General features: G+C 57.8%; 16 protein-coding genes. 8 read left to right on the top strand and 8 right to left on the bottom strand.

Annotated elements, in window-relative coordinates; translation table 11 throughout:
- Positions 1 to 9: 9 nt before the first annotated feature.
- From SIC19_RS09160 to SIC19_RS09145, 4 genes are read right to left on the bottom strand one after another with little or no spacing between them, the layout of a single operon-like run.
- Entirely contained in the window at positions 10 to 465 is a 456-nt protein-coding gene (locus SIC19_RS09160; protein WP_127402355.1) for a MaoC family dehydratase, read from the bottom strand.
- Between the two features lie 38 nt (positions 466 to 503).
- On the bottom strand, positions 504 to 1,265 hold the full coding sequence (locus tag SIC19_RS09155; protein WP_127402354.1) for a class II aldolase/adducin family protein: 762 nt from the start codon (positions 1,263 to 1,265) through the stop codon (positions 504 to 506).
- Between the two features lie 17 nt (positions 1,266 to 1,282).
- The gene (locus tag SIC19_RS09150; protein ID WP_127402353.1) at positions 1,283 to 2,425 is read right to left on the bottom strand and encodes an acyl-CoA dehydrogenase family protein; all 1,143 of its coding nucleotides are present in this window, start codon (positions 2,423 to 2,425) and stop codon (positions 1,283 to 1,285) included.
- A 10-nt stretch (positions 2,426 to 2,435) separates the two neighbouring features.
- Entirely contained in the window at positions 2,436 to 3,632 is a 1,197-nt protein-coding gene (locus SIC19_RS09145) for an acyl-CoA dehydrogenase family protein (protein WP_085681904.1), read from the bottom strand.
- Positions 3,633 to 3,963: 331 nt separating this feature from the next.
- Between SIC19_RS09145 and SIC19_RS09140 the strand changes: the two genes are divergently transcribed.
- Positions 3,964 to 5,286 carry a DcaP family trimeric outer membrane transporter gene (locus tag SIC19_RS09140; RefSeq protein WP_227544296.1) on the top strand — a complete coding sequence of 441 codons (1,323 nt, stop codon included), beginning with the start codon at positions 3,964 to 3,966 and terminating at the stop codon, positions 5,284 to 5,286.
- Between the two features lie 142 nt (positions 5,287 to 5,428).
- Here the strand turns inward: SIC19_RS09140 and SIC19_RS09135 are convergent, their stop codons facing one another.
- Positions 5,429 to 6,598: an acyl-CoA dehydrogenase gene (locus SIC19_RS09135; RefSeq protein ID WP_036202119.1), complete on the bottom strand. Its 1,170-nt coding sequence runs from the start codon at positions 6,596 to 6,598 to the stop codon at positions 5,429 to 5,431.
- Positions 6,599 to 6,633: 35 nt separating this feature from the next.
- The gene (locus SIC19_RS09130; protein ID WP_036205534.1) at positions 6,634 to 7,839 is read right to left on the bottom strand and encodes a 3-oxoadipyl-CoA thiolase; all 1,206 of its coding nucleotides are present in this window, start codon (positions 7,837 to 7,839) and stop codon (positions 6,634 to 6,636) included.
- 196 nt (positions 7,840 to 8,035) lie between these two features.
- Here SIC19_RS09130 and SIC19_RS09125 point away from each other — a divergent pair, with 196 nt between their 5' ends.
- The gene (locus SIC19_RS09125; protein ID WP_127402352.1) at positions 8,036 to 9,388 is read left to right on the top strand and encodes a hypothetical protein; all 1,353 of its coding nucleotides are present in this window, start codon (positions 8,036 to 8,038) and stop codon (positions 9,386 to 9,388) included.
- A gap of 21 nt (positions 9,389 to 9,409) precedes the next feature.
- Here the strand turns inward: SIC19_RS09125 and SIC19_RS09120 are convergent, their stop codons facing one another.
- A complete protein-coding gene (locus tag SIC19_RS09120; RefSeq protein ID WP_127402351.1) occupies positions 9,410 to 10,339 on the bottom strand; it encodes a 2-hydroxyacid dehydrogenase in 930 nt (309 codons plus the stop codon).
- A 284-nt stretch (positions 10,340 to 10,623) separates the two neighbouring features.
- On the opposite strand from SIC19_RS09120, the gene SIC19_RS09115 reads away from it, so the two are divergent.
- From SIC19_RS09115 to SIC19_RS09095, 5 genes are all read left to right on the top strand, one after another.
- Entirely contained in the window at positions 10,624 to 11,448 is an 825-nt protein-coding gene (locus tag SIC19_RS09115) for an IclR family transcriptional regulator (RefSeq protein ID WP_041335593.1), read from the top strand.
- A gap of 292 nt (positions 11,449 to 11,740) precedes the next feature.
- Positions 11,741 to 13,834 carry a 3-hydroxyacyl-CoA dehydrogenase NAD-binding domain-containing protein gene (locus SIC19_RS09110; RefSeq protein ID WP_127402350.1) on the top strand — a complete coding sequence of 698 codons (2,094 nt, stop codon included), beginning with the start codon at positions 11,741 to 11,743 and terminating at the stop codon, positions 13,832 to 13,834.
- A 171-nt stretch (positions 13,835 to 14,005) separates the two neighbouring features.
- The gene (locus SIC19_RS09105) at positions 14,006 to 15,190 is read left to right on the top strand and encodes an acetyl-CoA C-acyltransferase (RefSeq protein WP_412535600.1); all 1,185 of its coding nucleotides are present in this window, start codon (positions 14,006 to 14,008) and stop codon (positions 15,188 to 15,190) included.
- Positions 15,191 to 15,195: 5 nt separating this feature from the next.
- Entirely contained in the window at positions 15,196 to 16,302 is a 1,107-nt protein-coding gene (locus SIC19_RS09100; protein WP_041335596.1) for a zinc-binding dehydrogenase, read from the top strand.
- A gap of 15 nt (positions 16,303 to 16,317) precedes the next feature.
- Positions 16,318 to 17,733, top strand: coding sequence for an aldehyde dehydrogenase family protein (locus tag SIC19_RS09095; protein ID WP_075195531.1), 1,416 nt, complete (start codon positions 16,318 to 16,320; stop codon positions 17,731 to 17,733).
- 138 nt (positions 17,734 to 17,871) lie between these two features.
- Here the strand turns inward: SIC19_RS09095 and SIC19_RS09090 are convergent, their stop codons facing one another.
- Positions 17,872 to 18,393 (bottom strand): QsdR family transcriptional regulator, encoded by a 522-nt coding sequence (locus SIC19_RS09090; protein ID WP_174447638.1) that lies wholly within the window; start codon positions 18,391 to 18,393, stop codon positions 17,872 to 17,874.
- A 115-nt stretch (positions 18,394 to 18,508) separates the two neighbouring features.
- Between SIC19_RS09090 and SIC19_RS09085 the strand changes: the two genes are divergently transcribed.
- Positions 18,509 to 19,489, top strand: coding sequence for an NAD(P)H-dependent flavin oxidoreductase (locus SIC19_RS09085; RefSeq protein WP_075195530.1), 981 nt, complete (start codon positions 18,509 to 18,511; stop codon positions 19,487 to 19,489).
- The last annotated feature ends 20 nt before the right edge of the window (positions 19,490 to 19,509 follow it).

Raw genomic sequence — 19,509 nt, 5'->3', positions numbered from 1 at the left:
TCTGACCGCTCAGGCCACGTACATCACCAGGTTCTCTGCCACGCAGGCAGGCTTGTCCTCTCCACGGATTTCCACGGTGGTTCGGTAGGTGGCCAGCGTGCGCTGATCATCCACCCTGGACACATCCAGCAATTCCATCTTGCTACGGATATCCGCCCCGGATTTCACCGCCGCAGGAAAGCGCAGTTTGTTGATGCCGTAATTAATGCTGGCGCCTTTGCCCTGCACGTCAATCACCTCCTGATTCAGCAGTGGAATCAGCGACACGGTCAGAAACCCATGGGCGACGGGGCTCTTCCACGGCGTTTCCCGCGTGGCCCGCTCCACGTCCACGTGAATCCACTGATGATCGCCCGTGGCGTCCGCAAACGCCTGAATCATCTCCTGGGTGACGGTTTTCCAAGGGCTGTGGCCAATGGTAGTGCCGCAAAAATGTTCAAGATCGTTTAATTCAACAGAGAGCATATCTGCTTCCATGGTGCACAAGGTGCAAAGTCAGAGACTCAAACAGCGTACCCGGGATTCTTGCTATCCAGAAGCCGAACCAATGCGGGCCAGGTCAACGCCGCCGCACTGCCAAGTTCCTGAGACTGGTCAGCGGTTGTCTGAATGGCCTGCTCTGACGGCATGCAGGTTGGCCCACAACTCTGGGCTTTGACCTGAATCTCGCAGGCCTTCATCAGAAAATACAGATAGGTGAACGTCTCCGGCACGTCCTTGCCCGCCGTCAGCACCCCGTGATTGCGCAGCATCATCATCGACTTGTCACCCAGATCCCTGATCAGCCGCTCCCGCTCATCCAGGTTCAGCGCCACACCTTCATAATCGTGATAGCTCAGATGATTCAGGCACAGCATCGCTGTCTGGCTCAGGGGCAACAGACCATCCCGGTGCGCCGACACAGCCACCCCATCCGGCGCGTGCAGGTGCATCACCGCTCCGGCATCCTCGCGGCCCATGTGAACGGCACTGTGAATGGTAAATCCAGCCGGGTTGACACGGGCGAGGCCGCCAGACTCCGCCACCTGGCCGTCCTTATCCACCTTCACCAGTGACGACGCGGTGATTTCATGGAACAGAAGCCCATAGGGGTTGATCAGGAAATGATGATCCGGCCCCGGCACCCGTGCCGAAAGGTGGGTGAACACCAGATCGTCCCAGCCAAACAGCGCCACCAGGCGATAGGCGGCGGCCAGCTCGGTACGGACCTTCCATTCGGCTTTTCTCAGATCCCGTTGTGATGACTGATCGTCTGTTGTCGTCATGATGAGAGCCTCAGCTGTCAGCCTGCCTGCAACAAAGTGGCGTATTGCTCCAGATGGTAATCGTCATCCCCCAACTGGTGATTGATGGCGATCAGCCGCTTCGCGTAGTGGGCAAAGTTGTACTCCCAGGTCATGCCGATACCACCGTGGGACTGAATGCCGGCCTCGGAGATGAATTGACCGGCACGGCCAATCACGTTCTTGGCGGCGGCCAGCACGCGGCGGCGTTCATCACTGGGTTCGCTGTCGGCGACGCTGGCGGCAAGAATTGCCATGGAACGAGCCTGCTCCAGTTCCGACATCATATCCACCATACGGTGCTGCAACACCTGGAACCGGCCGATAGGCACGCCAAACTGCTTGCGCTGTTTGAGGTAGTCCAGAGTCAGCTCATTGGCCATTTCCATGACACCCACAGCCTCGGCGCAGATGGCGGCGATAGCGCGACCGGCCTGATACTCGATCACCCCGGCAGCCTTGCCTTCTTCTCCCAGCAACGTGTCGGCACCGACCTGGACGTTGTTCAAGGTAATGTCACAGCCGCGGGAGCCGTCGATAGTGGGGTAAGCTCGGCGCTCAACGCCAGCGGTATCCGGGCTCAGGGCAAACAGGCTGATGCCGTCGGCATCGCGGGCGTCGCCTGAGGTGCGTGCGGACACCACGATCAGGTCGGCACAGTGGCCGCTGATCACCACGGCCTTGCGGCCGTTCAGAGCATAGCCCTCGCCGTTTTTCTCGGCACGGGTTTCCACGTTATTCAGGTCATAGAAGCTCTGGGGCTCTTGCAGGCCTACAGCGGCTTTCAGTTCGCCGCTGGCGATGCCGGCCAGCCAGGTGTCTTTCTGGCTGTCGTTGCCTGCCTGGCCAATCAGGCCGCCGCCCAGAATAATGGACTGCACATATGGCTCCAGGCAAAGCCCGCGGCCCAGCTCAGTCATAACGGACTGAACTTCCACACCGCTGCCGCCAAAGCCACCGAGTTCCTCGGAAAAAGGTACAGCGGTCAGGCCCAGCTCGCTAAGCTGCTGCCAGAAATCGGCGCTGAAGCCCAGTTCCGTCTCACTGAACGCCAGTCGTTTTTCAAAACTGTACTCACCGCGCACCAGCCGTTCCACGGTGTCCTGCAGCATCTGCTGCTCTTCATTAAGTCGGAAATCCATGGTCGTCTCCTTAAAGCCCGAGAATCATTTTCGACACGATGTTCTTCTGGATCTCATTGGATCCGCCGAAGATCGACAGCTTGCGGTTGTTGAAGTACTGGGCCGACAGGGGAGCGGCATCTTTATCCGACAGGAAGTCGCCCTCGTAATCCATATCCATCTCCTCTTCGAGGAACGGCAGGGCATAGGGCCCGATCGCGCGGCGGGCGAGATCATTGATGGCCTGGCGGATCTCGGTGCCTTTTACTTTCAGCATGGAACTTTCCGCACCCGGCACACCGCCACCTTCAACAGAGGCAATAATACGCAGGTTGCTGATGGCGGCTGCCGTGAGGTCGATTTCCACTTTGGCGATGCGCTGACTGAATGAGGGGTCCTCAAGCAGCGGCCGACCGTTTTTCAGGCGGCGTGATGCCAGGTTTTTCAGGTGCGACAGTGCTGCCTTGGACATACCGATACCGGCCAGGCCGGTGCGCTCGTAAGTCAGAAGATACTTGGCATAGGTCCAGCCTTTATCCTCTTCGCCCACCAGGTTCTCAACCGGCACCTTCACGTCCTCGAAGAACACTTCGTTAACTTCATGCTCACCATCCAGAGTGATGATGGGGCGCACGGTAATGCCCGGTGTGTCCATATCGATGAGCAGGAACGAAATACCTTCCTGGTTCTTGACCTCGGTGTTGGTACGCACCAGGCAGAAGATCATGTTGGCGTGCTGGCCCAGGGTGGTCCAGGTTTTCTGGCCGTTAACAATGTAATGGTCGCCATCACGCACAGCACGGGTTTTAAGAGACGCCAGGTCAGAGCCCGCGCCGGGTTCGGAATACCCCTGGCACCACCAGTCCTCGCCGCTGAGGATGCGCGGCAGGTACGTCTGCTTCTGTTCCTCGCTGCCGAACTTGATGATCACCGGCGCCACCATATTCACCCCGAACGGGATGGAGCGGGGAACGCCGTAACGGCAGGATTCTTCGTCCCAGATGTGCTTTTGCACGGGCGTCCACTCTACACCGCCGTACTCTTCCGGCCAGTGGGTCGCGTACCAGCCCTGCTCGCAAAGGATTTTCTGCCAGCGCTGATGGTCCTCTTTGGACAGGCGGCGGAATCCTTTCACTTTGGCGGCGATGTCGGCCGGCAGCTTTTCATCCAGGAACGCACGCACTTCGTCACGGAAGGCGAGTTCCTCGGCGGTGTAGTTCATGTTCATCGAATCAACCTCGTTAATGCATTACAGCGAAAATATATACCGCATAGCAGAATTACTCAATGATCTTTCATGGGTTGCTCGTCTGTCAATGCTAATGAAACAACAAAACACAGAGTAATTACCGATTTCATTAAAATTTGGTTTCACTCATTTGTTGATAACAAAAGTATTGTCTATATTCGAAAAAACGGAAGCTGGTACTGCTATGCGAAACCTAACAATCACAAAATACCGCACAGTGAAACAGCGTGATTGATTTGGTGTGTCCCAGTGCCGGCACCGGAACGTCCAATAACAACGACATGAAATCAACTCCGTTAAGAGGTTTGAGATGACAACAACAATACCTTCCCAAGTGCGTCCCTTGCTCCGAGCCGTGGTTATTGCCGGGCTGCCGCTGATGGCCATCGGTTCCGGCTCCGCGCTGGCGCAAAGCACTGAGCTGGACGAGCTGCGAGAGCGGGTCCAACAGCTGGAAAACAAACTGGAAGGCGCGGTGTCTACCGCGCCTGAATTGACAGAAGACAACCCCTATTTGCTGCGAGACGGCGACGGGATCAAGATTGGAAGCACAACGATTTCATTCGGTGGTTTTATCAAGGCCGACGCTATTTTTGGTTCCCACGGGAATGGCAGCCTGAACAGCTACAGCATTGGTTTGCCGAGAACCTTCGCGAGTGCCGCGGCTTCGGATGAAAGCGACTGGAAGACCGGTTTCTCGGCCCGGGAATCACGGATCAGTATCGGCACCAAAACCGAGGATGTCGTCGGTCACACGCTGACCACCTACCTGGAGATGGACTTTAACCAGGACCTTAACGACGGCATGAATGAAACCGGTAACGAGATCGTGTCCAACAGTTATTCCCCCCGTTTGCGCCAGGCCTACGGTTCCTGGAACGGCTGGGATTTTGGTCAGACCTACACCACGTTCACCGACCTGGCGGCCATGCCGGAAATCCTTGATCAGGGCAAGCAAGCGGCTTTTATCTACGCAACCCAGCCCATGATTCGCTACAACATGGCTGCGCCAGGCGGGAAGCTAATGGTTTCCCTGGAGAATCCCGAAGACGGCTACTACGGCAACTCCTACGACGATCAGTCCTACCCGGATCTCGCAATGCGGTATCAGATTCGAGGTAACTACGGGTTTTACTCCATTGCCGGTTTGCTGCGGAATTTTGAAGACAACGCAGCGGATGAAACCATAACTGACGGAGCCGTATCTTTGAGTGCCCGCATTCCGACGGTTGGCCGTGATGATCTGCGCCTGCAGTACAGCTATGGCGCGCTCGGCCGGTACATGGGCCTGCTGACATACCCGGACGTGGATCTGGCAGCTCTCGCCCAAGGCGATGTCGAACCTCTCAAGACCTATGGTGCCACAGCGGCCTATCGCCACTTCTGGTCGCCTGCATGGCGTAGCACCCTGACGGTCTCGCACACGGAAATTGTTGATGATCTGGTTGCACCGCCTGCCGGAACGTTGAGTTACTTCGACTCGTCGACCTCGGTTCACGCCAACATACTATGGTCTGCCCACCGCAATCTGACGCTGGGGCTGGAGTACGCCTATTGGGATTTCGGTGAGATTGCCACCAGTAGCAGCATGCAGTATGAGCAGGTCATGGCCTCCGCGAAACTGAGCTTCTGATCGATAAACGTCTGACATAAATCAATTCTCAGGTGCTTTTATGCATCCTTGCCTTGGAGTGCTCCCCCCGCTCCGGGGCTTTTTTGTGGGCATAAAAAAAGCAGAGCCGGAGCTCTGCTTTTTGGCGCTATGGGTAGCAGGATCAGCTGAAAGCCTGAATCCCGGTCTGTCCGCGGCCCAGAATCAGGGCGTGGACATCGTGAGTACCTTCATAGGTATTCACCGCCTCCAGGTTCATCACGTGGCGGATGACATGGTATTCGTCGGCGATACCATTGCCGCCGTGCATGTCACGGGCTACCCGTGCGATGTCCAGGGCCTTGCCGCAGTTGTTGCGCTTGAGCATGGAGATGGCGTCCGTCGAGTAGTTGCCGGCGTCTATCATACGGCCCAGTTGCAAGGCGCCCTGAAGGCCCAGGGTGATCTCGGTCTGCATATCCGCCAGCTTCTTCTGGATCAGCTGGTTGGCCGCCAGAGGCTTGCCAAACTGCTTGCGCTCGAGCGTGTAATTGAGGGCCGCGTGCCAGCAGAACTCGGCAGCGCCCATGGAGCCCCAGCTGATGCCGAAACGGGCCTTGTTCAGGCAACTGAAAGGACCTTTCAGACCTTCTACGTCGAGCTTGTTCTCGTCCGGGACAAAGACTTCGTCCATAAAGATGGACCCGGTCTCGGAAGCCCGCAGGGAAAACTTACCCTCAATCTTCGGCGTGTCCAGGCCCTTGGCACCTTCGCGTTCAATCACGAAACCGGTGATTTTGCCCTCGAGCTTGGCCCAGACCACACAAACATCGGCAATGGGGGAGTTGGTGATCCAGGTTTTGGAGCCACTGACCAGATAGCCGCCGTCGACTTTCTTGGCGCGGGTTTCCATGTTGCCCGGGTCAGACCCATGGTTGGGCTCGGTCAGGCCAAAGCAGCCCACTTTTTCGCCGGATGCCAGTTGGGGCAGGATGCGTTTTTTCAGGGCTTCCTGGCCAAAGGCGTGAATCGGGTGAATAACCAATGACGACTGGACACTCAGGGCTGAACGATAGGCGCTATCAACCCGTTCCACTTCGCGGGCAATCAGGCCGTAGCACACGTGGTTCAGGCCGGGGCCGCCGTATTCTTCCGGCAGGGTAGCGCCGAGCATGCCCAGATCGCCCATGTCGGTAAAAATGGAACGGTCGAACTTCTCATGCCGGTTCGCTTCGGTAATGCCGGGCATCAGGCGCTGATCGCAGAACGAACGGATACTGTCACGTACCTGACGCTCGGTTTCATCCAGTTGCTTGTCGAACTGCAGCAGGTCATCCCAGGGTGCGGAAGCCATGGTGTGTCTCCTCAGAAAATTAGTCGGTTGCTCTTTTAATCAGATACTCGCTCAATAACAGCCGCAATGCCTTGGCCAACGCCAATGCACATGCTGATTAATGCGTAACGTCCGCCACTGCGTTCAAGCTGGCGGGTGGCGGTCAATGCAATCCGTGCACCGGACGCCCCAAGGGGGTGGCCAACCGCAATGGCGCCACCGTTGGGGTTCAGCCTGGAATCGGTCGGGTCGATGCCCAGTTTGTGGGTGCAGCCAAGAACCTGGGCCGCAAAGGCTTCGTTGATCTCGATGACGTCCATATCGTTGATGCCAAGGCCCGCGCGGGCGAGGGCCTTCTCGCTGGCGGGTACCGGGCCGTAGCCCATGACCTGTGGCGGAACACCGGCGATCGCTGCGGATACAATACGGGCACGGGGCTGAATACCGGCCTTTTCGCCGGCTTTGCGAGAGCCGATGATCAGGGCCGCGGCGCCATCGTTGATGCCCGAGGCGTTGCCGGCAGTCACCACGCCTCCTTCGAACAGCGGGCGCAGGCCGGCCAGTGCCTCGTGGGTGGACTGAGGCCGCGGATGCTCATCGCTGTTCACGCTGACGGGTGGTTTTTTCCGGCCCTGAGGGACGTCAATGGGCATAATCTCTTCATTATAGAAGCCATCTTTCAGGGCAGCGTCGTATCGGGCCTGGCTCTGAGCGGCAAACTGATCCACGGTGTCCCGGCTGAGGTTGAGCTCCCTGGCAATGTTGTCGGCGGTTTCGGGCATGGTGTCGGCACCGAAGTCGGCCTCAATGCGAGGGTTGGGGAAGCGGGCCCCGATGGTGCTGTCAAAGGCACGAAAGTCGCGGCTGAACGGGCTTTCGCTCTTGGCCATCACAAACGGTGCCCGGCTCATGCTTTCAGCGCCGCCGGCGACAAACAGCTCGCCCTCATCGCAGCGAACCGCCCTGGCGGCGTCGATGATGGCTGCCAGGCCAGAGCCACACAGGCGGTTAACGGTCAGGCCACCGGTTTCAACAGGAAGGCCGGCCAACAGCCCGGCGTGGCGGGCCAGGTTTCGGGCGTCCTCGCCGGCCTGGTTGGTGCAACCGGCAATAACGTCTTCGTAGGCCTCAAGGGCAAAGGCGTTGCGCTCAACCAGCGCTTTGATAACGCTGGCCAGAAGGTTGTCGGGGCGAACCCTGGCCAGTGCGCCGGCGTGTCGACCGAAGGGTGTTCGTAGCCCATCGTAGATGAAAGCGCTCATGGCATCTCCCATTTGATCAGACATGGTTCCCATTGTGATCTTCCGTTTGTAAGGAGGGAAGGGGTGGGCTTGTCATGTCATTAGTGTTGATATAGTTTCGTATAGCGGAACTAAGTTTTGTATATTGGTTGTTGAAGACTAATCCGGGTCTGTTTGAAATGCAACCGATACCACCAACCAAGGTCAGTAATCTGCTATGAGCCGTTTTCTGGTTCCTGCTGCGGTTTTTCTGGAGCTTTTGGCGCTTTGCCTTTCCAGCATAAAGGTCAGTGCCTTTGCGGGTGTGTTGTTTGTGCTTTATTTCACGCTGGCGCTGAGGCGGCTGCAATCGTATTCCCGTTACCTGTTCCTGATCTCGCTGGTTGTGATCGGTTATCTGGGGTTTATCCGGCAACTGGCCGCCGAGGATCTGATTCGTGCCGCGTCCAACGCTGCCTTTTATGCAGCGTTCCTGGGAAGCCTGGGGATGATGCAATGCCTGGTTCGACGGCTTGAGGTGCTGCAGCGTATACACGACGTGTTGCTGGGTGGTCGCCCGGCGTTGCTGTACCCGAAATACGCGGTAGTGAGTTGTGGCATTGCATCAGTGCTGAGCTTCGGCGTGATGAACCTGCTTTGCGGTACGTTGTCGGATACCCTGCGGCAGCGGGGTATTACCGGGGCTTCGCGGGTGCGCTGGTTGCGCAGTGTGCTGATCAGTACATTGCGAGGATTTGCGCTGGTGCCGCTGGTTGCACCAACCAGTGTTGCGGTCGCCATTATTACCCGTGAAGTGCCCTCCCTGAGCTGGTCGGGCCTGCTGCCCTATGGCATTGGCAGCGCGGTGTTGCTGGTTCTGGTGGGGTGGGGGTTGGAGCACAAGCGTTTTCGTCGGGTCAGCGGTGAGCGCGAACCGCTGGAAGCCTGGCCGGCTGGAAGTGGGCGGTTGTTGTTGCTGGTATTGATCATCTTCACGGCGATGGGCCTGCTGGTGCAGTTAACGGAACTGAAAGTGTCAGTGGCCGCGATGCTGACGGTGCCGGTGGTCACCCTTCTTTATATGTTCTGGCACGATCGCTCGCCAGCTATGGCGGTACGTGAAGCCACCGACAATATGCTCGGTATGAGCAACGAAATGTCGATCTTCGCAGGTTCCGCCGGGTTGGGCGTGGCGTTGGTCTCGGTGATTCCGGCGGATGCCCTGGCAGGCATGGCGACTGGTGAGCTGGGCGTATTTTTACTGGCTGTGGGTGGGTTATTGATGATGCCGATGCTCTCAGCCATCGGCATCATCCCGATTACTGTGCTGAGTGTTCAGGCAGGGTTGATGCCGCAATTGGTCGCCGAGGGCGTGAACCCCCTGCCGATTGCGGTCGCCCTGGTGATTGGTTTCTCCCTTGCCATGATGCTGTCGCCGTTCGGCCCGGCCGTTATGCTGCTGTCACGATTCGGGCAGGTGTCACGCTGGGTGGTGGCGTTTGGTTGGAACGGCGCTTTTGTCCTGCTCTCCATTCCGTTGTTATTGCTGATGCTGTGGGGGATATTTGTGGTGGCGCCGGCCACTGGCTGACCGGCGCAAATGTATAGGGTTTCAATATCCTCGGCTGGGGTCCACGATGCCGGAAATCGGCTGACCGTTGTGGTGTGCCTGGATCTTACCGGTGATCTGCTCCAGGGTGGCCTCCCTCAGGGTGCGCGCCGAGATATGTGGCGTAATGGTGATCTCCGGCCGCTGCCAGAAGGGGTGATCCGCGGGCAGGGGTTCCTGGCGAAACACATCCAGGGACGCCCGGGCGACATGGCCGTCTTCGATGGCTTTGATCAGGTCCTCTTCCACCAGGTGTTCTCCCCGGCCCACGTTGATCACCACGGCATTGGGCATGAGTTGGCTGAGGTGCTTATGATTGAGGATGTCCCGGGTTTCGTCGGTCAGTGGAAGAGTGTTCACCAGAACCCTGGTTGATTGCAGGAAATCGGTCAGGTTTTCGGTACCGGAAAAGGTCGAGACGCCGTCCAGGTCGTGCTTGCTGCGGGCCCAGCCGTTGACCCGGTAATCCAGGCCGGCGAGGGTGCGCGCCACCCGCTTGCCAATATGGCCAAGGCCCATGACGCCTACGGGCCACTCACTGCGCTTGATCGGGCGATGGATTTTCCAGATACCCTGGCGTTGCTGCTCGCGGTAGGTTTCCATGCCCCGGCTGGCTTCCAGTAGCTGATGCAACACGTATTCCGCCATTTGCGCGGACATGCCGGCATCTTCCAGGCGCACGATGGGCAATTGAGGCGGCAGATTGGGCACGGCCAGCAACCCATCGATTCCCGCGCCCAGGTTAAACACGGCTTTAAGCTTTTTCTCGCGCTCAAACAGTTGTTCCGGTGGTTGCCAGACAATGGCGTAATCGGCATCCACCGCCGGGCCGTTGGCGTCCCATACGTGAACCTCGGCTTCCGGAAGCAGCTCCTTTATGGGAACGGTCCAGCGCTCCGGTTTGGGGTCTCCTGCGACAAATAGAACTTTCATGTGCTCTCCGGGGTTGTCATCGGCTTCTAATTCAGTTACCAAGTTTCACATTGCAGAATAATATACCGCAAACTATCCGTAAACCCGGGGTCTTGTGTCGCGATATTGGAAGAGAATTGAAACATAAAGGAAGAGTGTTTCATATTTGGCACGACTTTTGATAATGGTTTCTGGTACTTGATATCTGCAGCGATTAAAATACCGCATCTTTTCTTACTATCCGAACATAGCCCCGGTAGTCCGGGCACAGCGGATCAGGCGCAGCTGTTGGAGGACGCCCGTTTATGACAAAAGCACAAGCTACCCCGCCGGAACTCCTGGCAGCATCCGGTGATGGTGAACCGGTAAAGCCTGAGAAAGATCGCAAGTTTGTAGAGGCACTTTCCCGTGGCCTGGATGTGCTTCGCGCCTTTAGCCAGGGCTCGGTGATTCTGGGCAATCAGGACATCGCGCGCCTGACCGGGCTGCCGAAACCCACCGTTTCGCGCATGACCTACACCCTGACCAAGCTGGGTTACCTCAGTTATAACGCCCAGTTGGAAAAGTACCAGCTCAGCTCCGGTGTATTGGCTCTTGGTTACGCCTACGTTTCCAACCTTAAAGTGCGCCAGCTGGCTAAGCCTTACATGGACGAGTTTGCCCGTCAGACCAACATGTCCGTGGGCCTGACGTGCCGCGATCGTCTGCACATGATCTATGTGGAAAATCGCCTGCCGCCGGAAGCATCGCTGCTGCGTATGGATATCGGTCTGAAGCTGCCCATGGCCACGACATCGGCCGGGCGAGCCTACTACTGTGCCATTTCGGATAAAGGCCGCAAGGTCATCACGGACGCCATGGAAGCCAAATATGGTGACGCCTGGCCTGAGAAGCAGGAGGGCCTCGAACGTTCTATGGAAGACTACAAGAAGTATGGCTTCTGCCTGTCGCTTGGCGAGTGGGATCGCAACATCAACTCTGCGGGTGTGCCCATTCACCTGCAGGATGGCACCATTATGGCGCTGACTTGTGCGGCGCCTTCCTATCTGATTTCCGGGGAAAAGCTGCGGGAATCCATTGCTCACCAACTGGCGATGCTGGCCAGCGATATTGAATCGCTTGGTGTTTGATTTTGCGGGCTAACTGATAAAGCGTGGACCCGGACGGGGATCTCTCTCCGAAACCGTGCGGAGCCATGGATGGCGGAGCCGAGCGTACAGGGATGTATTTACAGCGTGTTTCGGAGAGAGATCCCCGTCCGGGCCTTCCCCGAGCCGATTTTCTCGAAAACCCCAGAATTCGTTCTGGGGTTTTTTTATGCCTGCATTTTAGTTCATGGTTGAAACCTGCCGAAAACTTGTATTAAATCGTGACTATGTTTCGCTTGTTAAAACTACATTCCATATATGGCGAGGAGATATTATGTCTGAGGTCGTGACTTATAACCGGGAAGGCTCCATTGGCGTGATCACCGTGAACTATCCGCCGGTGAACGCCCTCAGCCATGCGGTTCGTTCCGGCCTGGTGGCTGCACTGGAGCAGGGCCAGAAAGACGCCGACGCCAAGGTACTGTTGCTGGTGTGCGAAGGCCGCACTTTTATTGCCGGGGCCGACATTAGCGAGTTCGGCAAGCCCATGCAGGATCCGGGGCTGCCGTCCGTTGTTGACCAATATGAGAACTGCGACAAGCCAATTGTTGCGGCAATTCACGGCACTGCGCTGGGCGGTGGCCTGGAAACCGCTTTGGGTTGCCATTACCGGGTGGCCTTGAGCAGCGCCAAGGTGGGATTGCCGGAAGTAAAGCTGGGCTTGTTGCCCGGAGCCGGGGGCACTCAGCGCCTGCCACGTTTGACGGGTGCGCAGAAAGCCCTGGAAATGATCACTTCCGGTGAGTTTGTTGGCGCTAAAGACGCTCTGGCCCTGGGCATTGTTGATGCGGTTAAAGATGGCAATGACATCAAGGCCGTTGGCCTGGCCTACGCACAGAACATTGCCGATGAAGGAAAGCCAGTTCGTCGCGTACGGGATCTGACCGATAAGCTTGAGGCCGACAAGGGTAGCGAGGTGTTTGAACAGTTCCGCGCTGGCCTGCAGAAGAAAGCTCGGGGCCAGTTTTCCCCGTTCAAGTGCGTGGATGCGGTGGAAGCCGCCTTCAGCCTGCCCTTTGAAGACGGTATGAAGCGTGAGCGTGAACTGTTTATGGAGTGCATGGAGTCCCCACAGCGTGCGGGCCTGATTCATGCCTTCTTTGCCGAGCGGGAAGTCGCCAAAGTGAAAGGTCTTCCCAAGGAAACACCTGTTCGTGACATCCATAAAGTGGGTGTTATAGGTGCAGGCACCATGGGCGGCGGCATTGCCATGAACTTCGCCAACGCCGGGATACCCGTGACCATCGCCGAGGTCAAGCAGGAGGCGCTGGACAAGGGTCTGGCAGTGATTCGCCGAAACTACGAGAACACCGCGAAGAAAGGCCGTATCACCCAGGCCCAGGTTGAGGAGCGCATGAGCCTGATCAGCGGCACCCTGACCTATGACGATTTCAGCGATGTGGATCTGGTGATCGAGGCGGTGTTTGAAAGCATGGAACTGAAGAGAAAGATTTTCGGTCAGTTGGACGACGCCTGCAAACCGGGTGCGATTCTGGCGTCCAACACCTCCACCCTCAGTATTGATGACATTGCGGCGGCAACGAAACGTCCGCAGGACGTGATTGGCCTGCACTTCTTCAGCCCCGCCAACGTGATGAAGCTGCTGGAAATTGTGCGCGGCGAAAAAACCTCTGATGAGGTCAAGGCCACCGCCATGGCGTTGGCGAAGAAGATTCGCAAGGTCGGGGTCATGGTGGGCAACTGCTATGGCTTCGTTGGCAATCGCATGCTGCACAAGCGAGGCGCAGAGGCCATGGCGCTGGTCAACGAAGGTGCGAGCCCGCAACAGGTGGACAAGGTACTGACCGACCTGGGCTTCCCCATGGGGCAGTTTGCGATGTCGGACCTGGCCGGTATCGATATTGGCTACAGCATCCGTCAGGAGCGTCGCAAGGCAGGTGAGGACGTGCCGGCGAGCTGGATGGATAAGCTGGCGGAGCAGGGGCGCCTTGGCCAGAAGACCCAGGCGGGCGTGTACAGGTACGAAGAGGGTAATCGCAAGCCGATTCCCGATCCGGAAGTGGACCGGGTTATTGCCGAGTTCCGTCAGGAGCAGGGTATCAAGTCCCGCGAGATCACCGACCAGGAGATTCTGGAGCGGTGCATGTACGTGATGGTCAATGAGGGTGCCAAGATTCTGGAGGAGGGCATTGCGGACCGGTCCCTGGATATCGACATTACCTGGATCTACGGCTATGGCTTCCCGGCCTATCGGGGTGGGCCGATGTTCTGGGCGGATCAGATTGGTCTGGACAACATACTTGGCACCGTTGAACAGTTCTACGATGACCTGGGGGGCGAGCAGTGGAAGCCAGCAGCCCTGTTGCAAAAACTGGTCAGTGAAGGGCGCAAGTTTTCGGACCTTTAAAAGCCTGGCCTGCTGGTGTGGTGGCTGGTCCCGAGGCGGGGTGCCTTTTCTTCTGGGAAAAATAACTCGCTGCGCTCAGACATCTTTTTCCCGGCAGAAAAGGCACCCCACCCCGTGACCGACCATACTGCCGAGGTTTGAGCCACCTACACGTTTACGAAGGAGTTTGTTATGTCTGATGCCGTTATTGTTTCCACTGCCCGTACCGGTCTTGGTAAATCCTACCGTGGCGCACTGAACAACACCCACAGCGTGGATCTGGCCGGCCATGTGATCCAGCAGGCTGTGCAGCGTGCGGGTATCGACCCGAATATTGTTGAAGATGTCATCCTCGGCGCTACGTTCCATGAAGGCGCCCAGGGCAAGAACATCGCTCGGCTGGCGGCGATTCGTGCCGGTCTGCCGGTAACCACCGCTGGCCTTTCGATCAACCGTTTTTGTAGTTCCGGCCTTCAGTCCATCGCCATTGCCGCCCAGCGGGTGGTGTCGGAGAAGGTACCGGCCATGGTGGCGGGTGGCGTCGAATCCATTTCCATGGTGCAGAACGAGAAGCTCAACAGCTTCCACGCTACCAACGATTGGCTGATGAAGAACAAGCCCGAGTTGTATCTGGCGATGATTGAGACCGCCGACATTGTCGCGCAGCGCTATGGCGTTAGCCGTGAGGCTCAGGACGAGTACGCGTTGATCTCCCAGCAGCGCACCGCCGCAGCTCAGGAAGCGGGTCGGTTTGACGATGAAATCGTGCCCTTTGACGCCACTATGATGGTGAAGGACAAGGAAACGGGGGATGTCAGTTATAAGGACGTCACCCTGACCCGTGACGAGTGCAACCGCCCCAACACCACTCTGGAAGGCCTCCAGGGCCTGAATCCGGTGCGCGGAGACAATCAGTTCGTCACCGCCGGTAACGCGTCCCAGCTGTCTGACGGTGCGTCCGTGTGTACGGTGATGAACAGCGCCCATGCCGAGAAAAACAACATCGAGCCCATGGGTATTTTCCGCGGCTTCGCGGTGGCGGGCTGTGAGCCGGATGAGATGGGTATTGGCCCTGTTTTCGCGATTCCACGCCTGTTGGAGCGGAATGGCCTGAAGATGGACGATATCGACCTGTGGGAATTGAACGAAGCCTTCGCGTCGCAGGTAGTTTACTGCCGTGATCGCCTGGGCATTCCCATGGAAAAGCTGAACGTCAACGGCGGCTCTATCTCCATTGGCCATCCCTACGGTGTCACGGGCTCTCGTTTGGCCGGTCATGCCCTGATCGAAGGTAAGCGCCGTGGTGCCAAGTATGTGGTCGTAACTATGTGCATTGGCGGTGGCCAGGGCGCGGCTGGTCTTTTCGAGGTGGTGTAAACAGAATGGACAGAAAAGCCAAAGCCGTCGTCTGCCGCGAATGGGGCCAACCCGTTCAGGTGGAAACCATTACCGTGGAAGGTCCGAGGCGGGACGAAATCACCATCAGGATCGGAGCCTGTGGCGTTTGCCATAGTGACCAGTCCGCCACCACCGGCAAAATTCCCTACCCCGCGCCCCTGGTGCTCGGTCACGAAGCCGCCGGTGTTGTTATTGAAGTGGGCGAGGGTGTCACCGCCTTCAAGGAAGGCGACCACGTGGTCAGTTCCTTTATTTCCATGTGCGGCAAATGCCGTCAGTGTGTTCGTGGCCGCCCGGTGCTCTGTGAAAACGCCCGGAAAGCAATGTTTACCCTGCCCGATGGCACTGTTCGCACCAAAGGCGCGGATGGTGAGGATCTCAACGTGTTCGGCGCCTGCGGCGTGATGGCGGAATATGCCACCATGCACGTGGACAACTGCGTCAAAGTGGATGAATCCGTGCCCATGCAGAACGCCGCTCTGGTGGGCTGCGCGGTGATGACCGGCGTTGGTGCCGTGTTCAACACCGCCAACGTTGAACCGGGGTCCCGCACGGCGGTATTCGGTATAGGCGGCGTGGGGCTGAACGCCATTCAGGGCTGCGTCACCGCCGGCGCGGAAATGATCGTGGCAGTGGACAACAACGAGAAAAAGCTGGAAATGGCCCGTGAGTTCGGTGCCACGCACACCGTCAATATCAGCGAGGTGGAGGACGGCGCCAAAGCCGTGAAAAAACTCACGGGCGGCGTGGACTACGCCTTCGAATGCGTGGGCGCCGGCGCAGTGGTTGAACAGGCTTACAAATGCCTGGGTCGGGGTGGTACCGCCGTGGTGGTGGGCGTTTCAGACCCAAAGGATAGAACTTCTATCACCACATTGACGCTTCCAGCCGACGAGAAAACCCTCAAGGGCAGCTGGCTGGGCTCCGCACGTCCACAATACGATTTCCCACGTATCCTGGGGCTCTACAAGGCGGGCAAGCTCAAACTCGACGAACTTGTCACCCGCACTTACCACATTGATGACGCACCCCAGGCCTTCGATGATATGTTGGCTGGCAAGAACGCCCGTGGCGTGATCGTGTTCGACTGATTCAGGAGCAGAACCATGAATGATCTCAGCAAAAACTACATCAACGGCCAATGGCAGAACTGGAATGGTGAGACCATTGATGTTCACGAAGCGGCCACTGGCGACGTGATTGCCAAGGTTCCCGCCTCCGGTCGCGAGGAAATGGAAAAGGCCATCGCCGCTGCCAGCACTGCTTTCGAAAGCTGGTCGGAAAGCACACTGGAAAAGCGATTGCACGTGTTGGAGCAATTGCATGCCGGCCTGAAAGAACGGGCGGGTGAGATAGCCGAAACGGTATGCCGGGAAGTGGGGATGCCTATCAAACTGGCCACCGGTATTCAGGCGGGGCTGCCGGCCACCATCACCAAAAGCTACCTGAAAATGCTGCCGGAATTCACCTTTGCCGAACAGGTCGGCAACTCCGAGGTGCAGTACACGCCGGTGGGTGTGGTGGGATGCATCACCCCCTGGAATTACCCTCTGCACCAGGTCATCCTCAAGGTGGTTCCGGCCATTGCCGCCGGTTGCACGGTGGTGCTCAAGCCGTCTGAAATCGCGCCCCAGAGTGCCTATATCCTGGCGGATATTCTGGACCAGACAGACCTGCCCGAGGGTGTTTTCAACCTGGTCTGCGGCGAAGGCCACACCGTGGGCGACACCCTGATCAAACATCCGGACGTCAACATGGTGTCGTTCACCGGCTCCACCCGCACCGGCAGCCTGATTGCCCACGCTGCTGCCGATGACTTCAAGCGCTTTGCCCTGGAGATGGGCGGCAAGTCCGCCTCGGTTATCCTGTCGGATGCCGACCTGGCGAAAGCGGTCAAGGGAACCGTCAACAACTGCCTGCTGAACTCAGGTCAGACCTGTACGGCGCTGACCCGCATGCTGGTGCCGGCCCAGAAGCATGACGAAGCCTGCGAACTGGCCGCTAATGCGGTGGCGAAAATGACGCCGGGCAATCCGCTGGAAGAAACCACACGCCTGGGCCCGCTGGCTTCGGCCCAGCAGCGGGACAAAGTCATCGACTTTATCAACATCGGTATCAAAGAAGGCGCCACCCTGATTGCCGGCGGCCCGGAAGCTCCGGAAGGCTGCGACAAGGGCTACTTCGTCAAGGCCACGGTGTTCGGCAACGTCAAACCTGACAGCCGCATTGCCCAGGAGGAGATCTTCGGCCCAGTGCTGTGCGTGATTCCTTATCAGGACGAAGCCGAGGCCATCGAGATCGCCAATGGCACTGCCTATGGACTGTCCGGCGCTGTCTGGTCGGCCGATGACGCCCACGCGAAAAAAGTGGCAGGCAAACTGCGCACCGGGCAGGTGTTCGTCAACGGTGGGGACTTCAACCCGTTGGCGCCGTTTGGCGGCTTCGGCCACTCCGGTATCGGGCGTGAGTTTGGTAAGTGGGGACTTGAAGAGTTTCTGGAGGTGCGGTCCCTGCAGCTTTAAGCCTGCTCGTCAGCGGGCAAGGCCCGAGGTGGGGCCCTTTTCTTCTGGGAAAAAGAACTCGCTTCGCTCAGACATCTTTTTCCCGGCAGAAAAGGGCCCCACCCCGTGCCTGACGGACTGTGGCGGATAGGTCTCTGTTCAGGCCGTTCCGCCAAGCATTACACGAACAGCGGTACAGGCGTCCTCCAGCTCCTCTTCACGAGGTTCGCGACCGTTGATGATGTCGCTGTACAGGCAGGATTCGGCCAGGCGCACCATGAAGTAGGACAGGCTGTTCACGTTCAGGGGTGGATTAATATGTCCGCCCGCAATCTGATCCCGAAGGGTGCGGGTGTTGGCCTCAACAGTACGGCTGTGAAGCGTGGACTGGGATGACGTCAGGATTTTGAGTGCGTACTCCGGGTCTTCGCGGATAAACCGCCGCAAAGGTTCAGAGTGCAACAGGGTGGAGTTAATGTGACGGTATACCCCGACGACAAAGTCGACGCCGTTCCCCGGTGTTGCGTTCAGCGCTTCCAGCCTCAGGGGTTCGTAGAGTGACCAGAGCACTTCCCCCAGCAGTAAATCCTTGTTGCCAACCCAGCGAAACAGGGTGGCCCTGCCAATATTCAATTCTGCAGACAGCGATGCCAGATGAATTCGTTCACCTTTCAGCCACATTCTCCGTGCACGCCGGAAGGCATCTGCTGGTGTCGCCCTTGTTGTTGTTTTTTCTGTCACTGCAACCTCGTATCGGTACTCGATTTCATTCTAACGACAAAACAGGAAGCCCGCTATGAAGACCAGAATCACCGAATTGTTTGGTATCCGTCACCCGATTATCCAGGGTGGCATGCATCACGTGGGTTATGCAGAGCTGGCAGCAGCCGTCTCCAACGCCGGTGGTCTTGGTATAATCACCGGGCTGACCCAGCCTACCCCGGAAGACCTGTCTCGGGAAATTGCACGTTGTGCTGAGATGACCGACCAGCCTTTCGGAGTAAACCTGACCTTCCTGCCATCCTTCAAGGCGCCCCCCTATCCGGACTATATCCAGGCCATTGTCGACGGTGGCGTCAAGGTGGTGGAAACCGCCGGGCGCAGTCCCGAGCAATACATGCCGCAGCTCAAGGCCGCGGGTATCAAGGTTATCCATAAATGCACCTCGGTGCGCCATGCCCTGAAGGCCGAAAAAATTGGTTGCGATGCGGTCAGCGTGGACGGCTTCGAATGTGGCGGCCACCCGGGCGAGGATGACATTCCCAACTTTATCCTGCTGCCCCGCGCTGCGGAAGAACTCACCATTCCATTTGTTGCGTCAGGTGGTATGGCGGATGGTCGCAGCCTGGTAGCCGCGATGGCACTGGGTGCAGAGGGCATGAACATGGGTACCCGTTTTCTGGCCACCACAGACGCCCCCATCCACAATAACGTCAAGCAGGCCATTGTCGAAGCGGACGAACTCCAGACCCGCCTCATTATGCGGAACCTCCGTAACACCGAGCGGGTAATGAACAACGCTGCCGTGGAAGAAATCATCCGCATCGAGCACGCGAAAGCCGGTACCGAAACCATTGATGACATTCGCCATCTGGTCACTGGAGTGAAAGGCAGATTGGTGCTTCAGGAAGGTAAGATGGATGAGGCCGCCTGGAGCTGTGGCATGGTGGCGGGACTGATTCACGACATTCCCAGTTGTGAGGAACTGATTGGCCGCATTATGGATGAAGCAGACAATATTATCCGTCAACGCCTGCTGGGCAGCCTGGAGGCCTGATATCGGCGTGATACATTTGT

The sequence above is a fragment of the Marinobacter sp. MIT930201 genome (assembly GCF_047122665.1).
Lineage (GTDB): Bacteria > Pseudomonadota > Gammaproteobacteria > Pseudomonadales > Oleiphilaceae > Marinobacter > Marinobacter salarius.
Note: the sequence above shows the minus strand (reverse complement) of the source record. Positions and strands in the feature narration are given on the sequence as shown.

Bases quoted from the DNA above. Each gene is read 5' to 3' on its own strand.
- SIC19_RS09140 (WP_227544296.1), top strand. From the start codon at position 3,964: ATGACAACAACAATACCTTCCCAAGTGCGTCCCTTGCTCCGAGCCGTG.
- SIC19_RS09090 (WP_174447638.1), bottom strand. From the start codon at position 18,393: ATGTGGCTGAAAGGTGAACGAATTCATCTGGCATCGCTGTCTGCAGAA.
- SIC19_RS09085 (WP_075195530.1), top strand. From the start codon at position 18,509: ATGAAGACCAGAATCACCGAATTGTTTGGTATCCGTCACCCGATTATC.
- SIC19_RS09115 (WP_041335593.1), top strand. From the start codon at position 10,624: ATGACAAAAGCACAAGCTACCCCGCCGGAACTCCTGGCAGCATCCGGT.
- SIC19_RS09145 (WP_085681904.1), bottom strand. From the start codon at position 3,632: ATGAACATGAACTACACCGCCGAGGAACTCGCCTTCCGTGACGAAGTG.
- SIC19_RS09135 (WP_036202119.1), bottom strand. From the start codon at position 6,598: ATGGCTTCCGCACCCTGGGATGACCTGCTGCAGTTCGACAAGCAACTG.
- SIC19_RS09155 (WP_127402354.1), bottom strand. From the start codon at position 1,265: ATGACGACAACAGACGATCAGTCATCACAACGGGATCTGAGAAAAGCC.
- SIC19_RS09125 (WP_127402352.1), top strand. From the start codon at position 8,036: ATGAGCCGTTTTCTGGTTCCTGCTGCGGTTTTTCTGGAGCTTTTGGCG.
- SIC19_RS09130 (WP_036205534.1), bottom strand. From the start codon at position 7,839: ATGAGCGCTTTCATCTACGATGGGCTACGAACACCCTTCGGTCGACAC.
- SIC19_RS09100 (WP_041335596.1), top strand. From the start codon at position 15,196: ATGGACAGAAAAGCCAAAGCCGTCGTCTGCCGCGAATGGGGCCAACCC.
- SIC19_RS09120 (WP_127402351.1), bottom strand. From the start codon at position 10,339: ATGAAAGTTCTATTTGTCGCAGGAGACCCCAAACCGGAGCGCTGGACC.
- SIC19_RS09095 (WP_075195531.1), top strand. From the start codon at position 16,318: ATGAATGATCTCAGCAAAAACTACATCAACGGCCAATGGCAGAACTGG.
- SIC19_RS09160 (WP_127402355.1), bottom strand. From the start codon at position 465: ATGCTCTCTGTTGAATTAAACGATCTTGAACATTTTTGCGGCACTACC.
- SIC19_RS09110 (WP_127402350.1), top strand. From the start codon at position 11,741: ATGTCTGAGGTCGTGACTTATAACCGGGAAGGCTCCATTGGCGTGATC.
- SIC19_RS09150 (WP_127402353.1), bottom strand. From the start codon at position 2,425: ATGGATTTCCGACTTAATGAAGAGCAGCAGATGCTGCAGGACACCGTG.
- SIC19_RS09105 (WP_412535600.1), top strand. From the start codon at position 14,006: ATGTCTGATGCCGTTATTGTTTCCACTGCCCGTACCGGTCTTGGTAAA.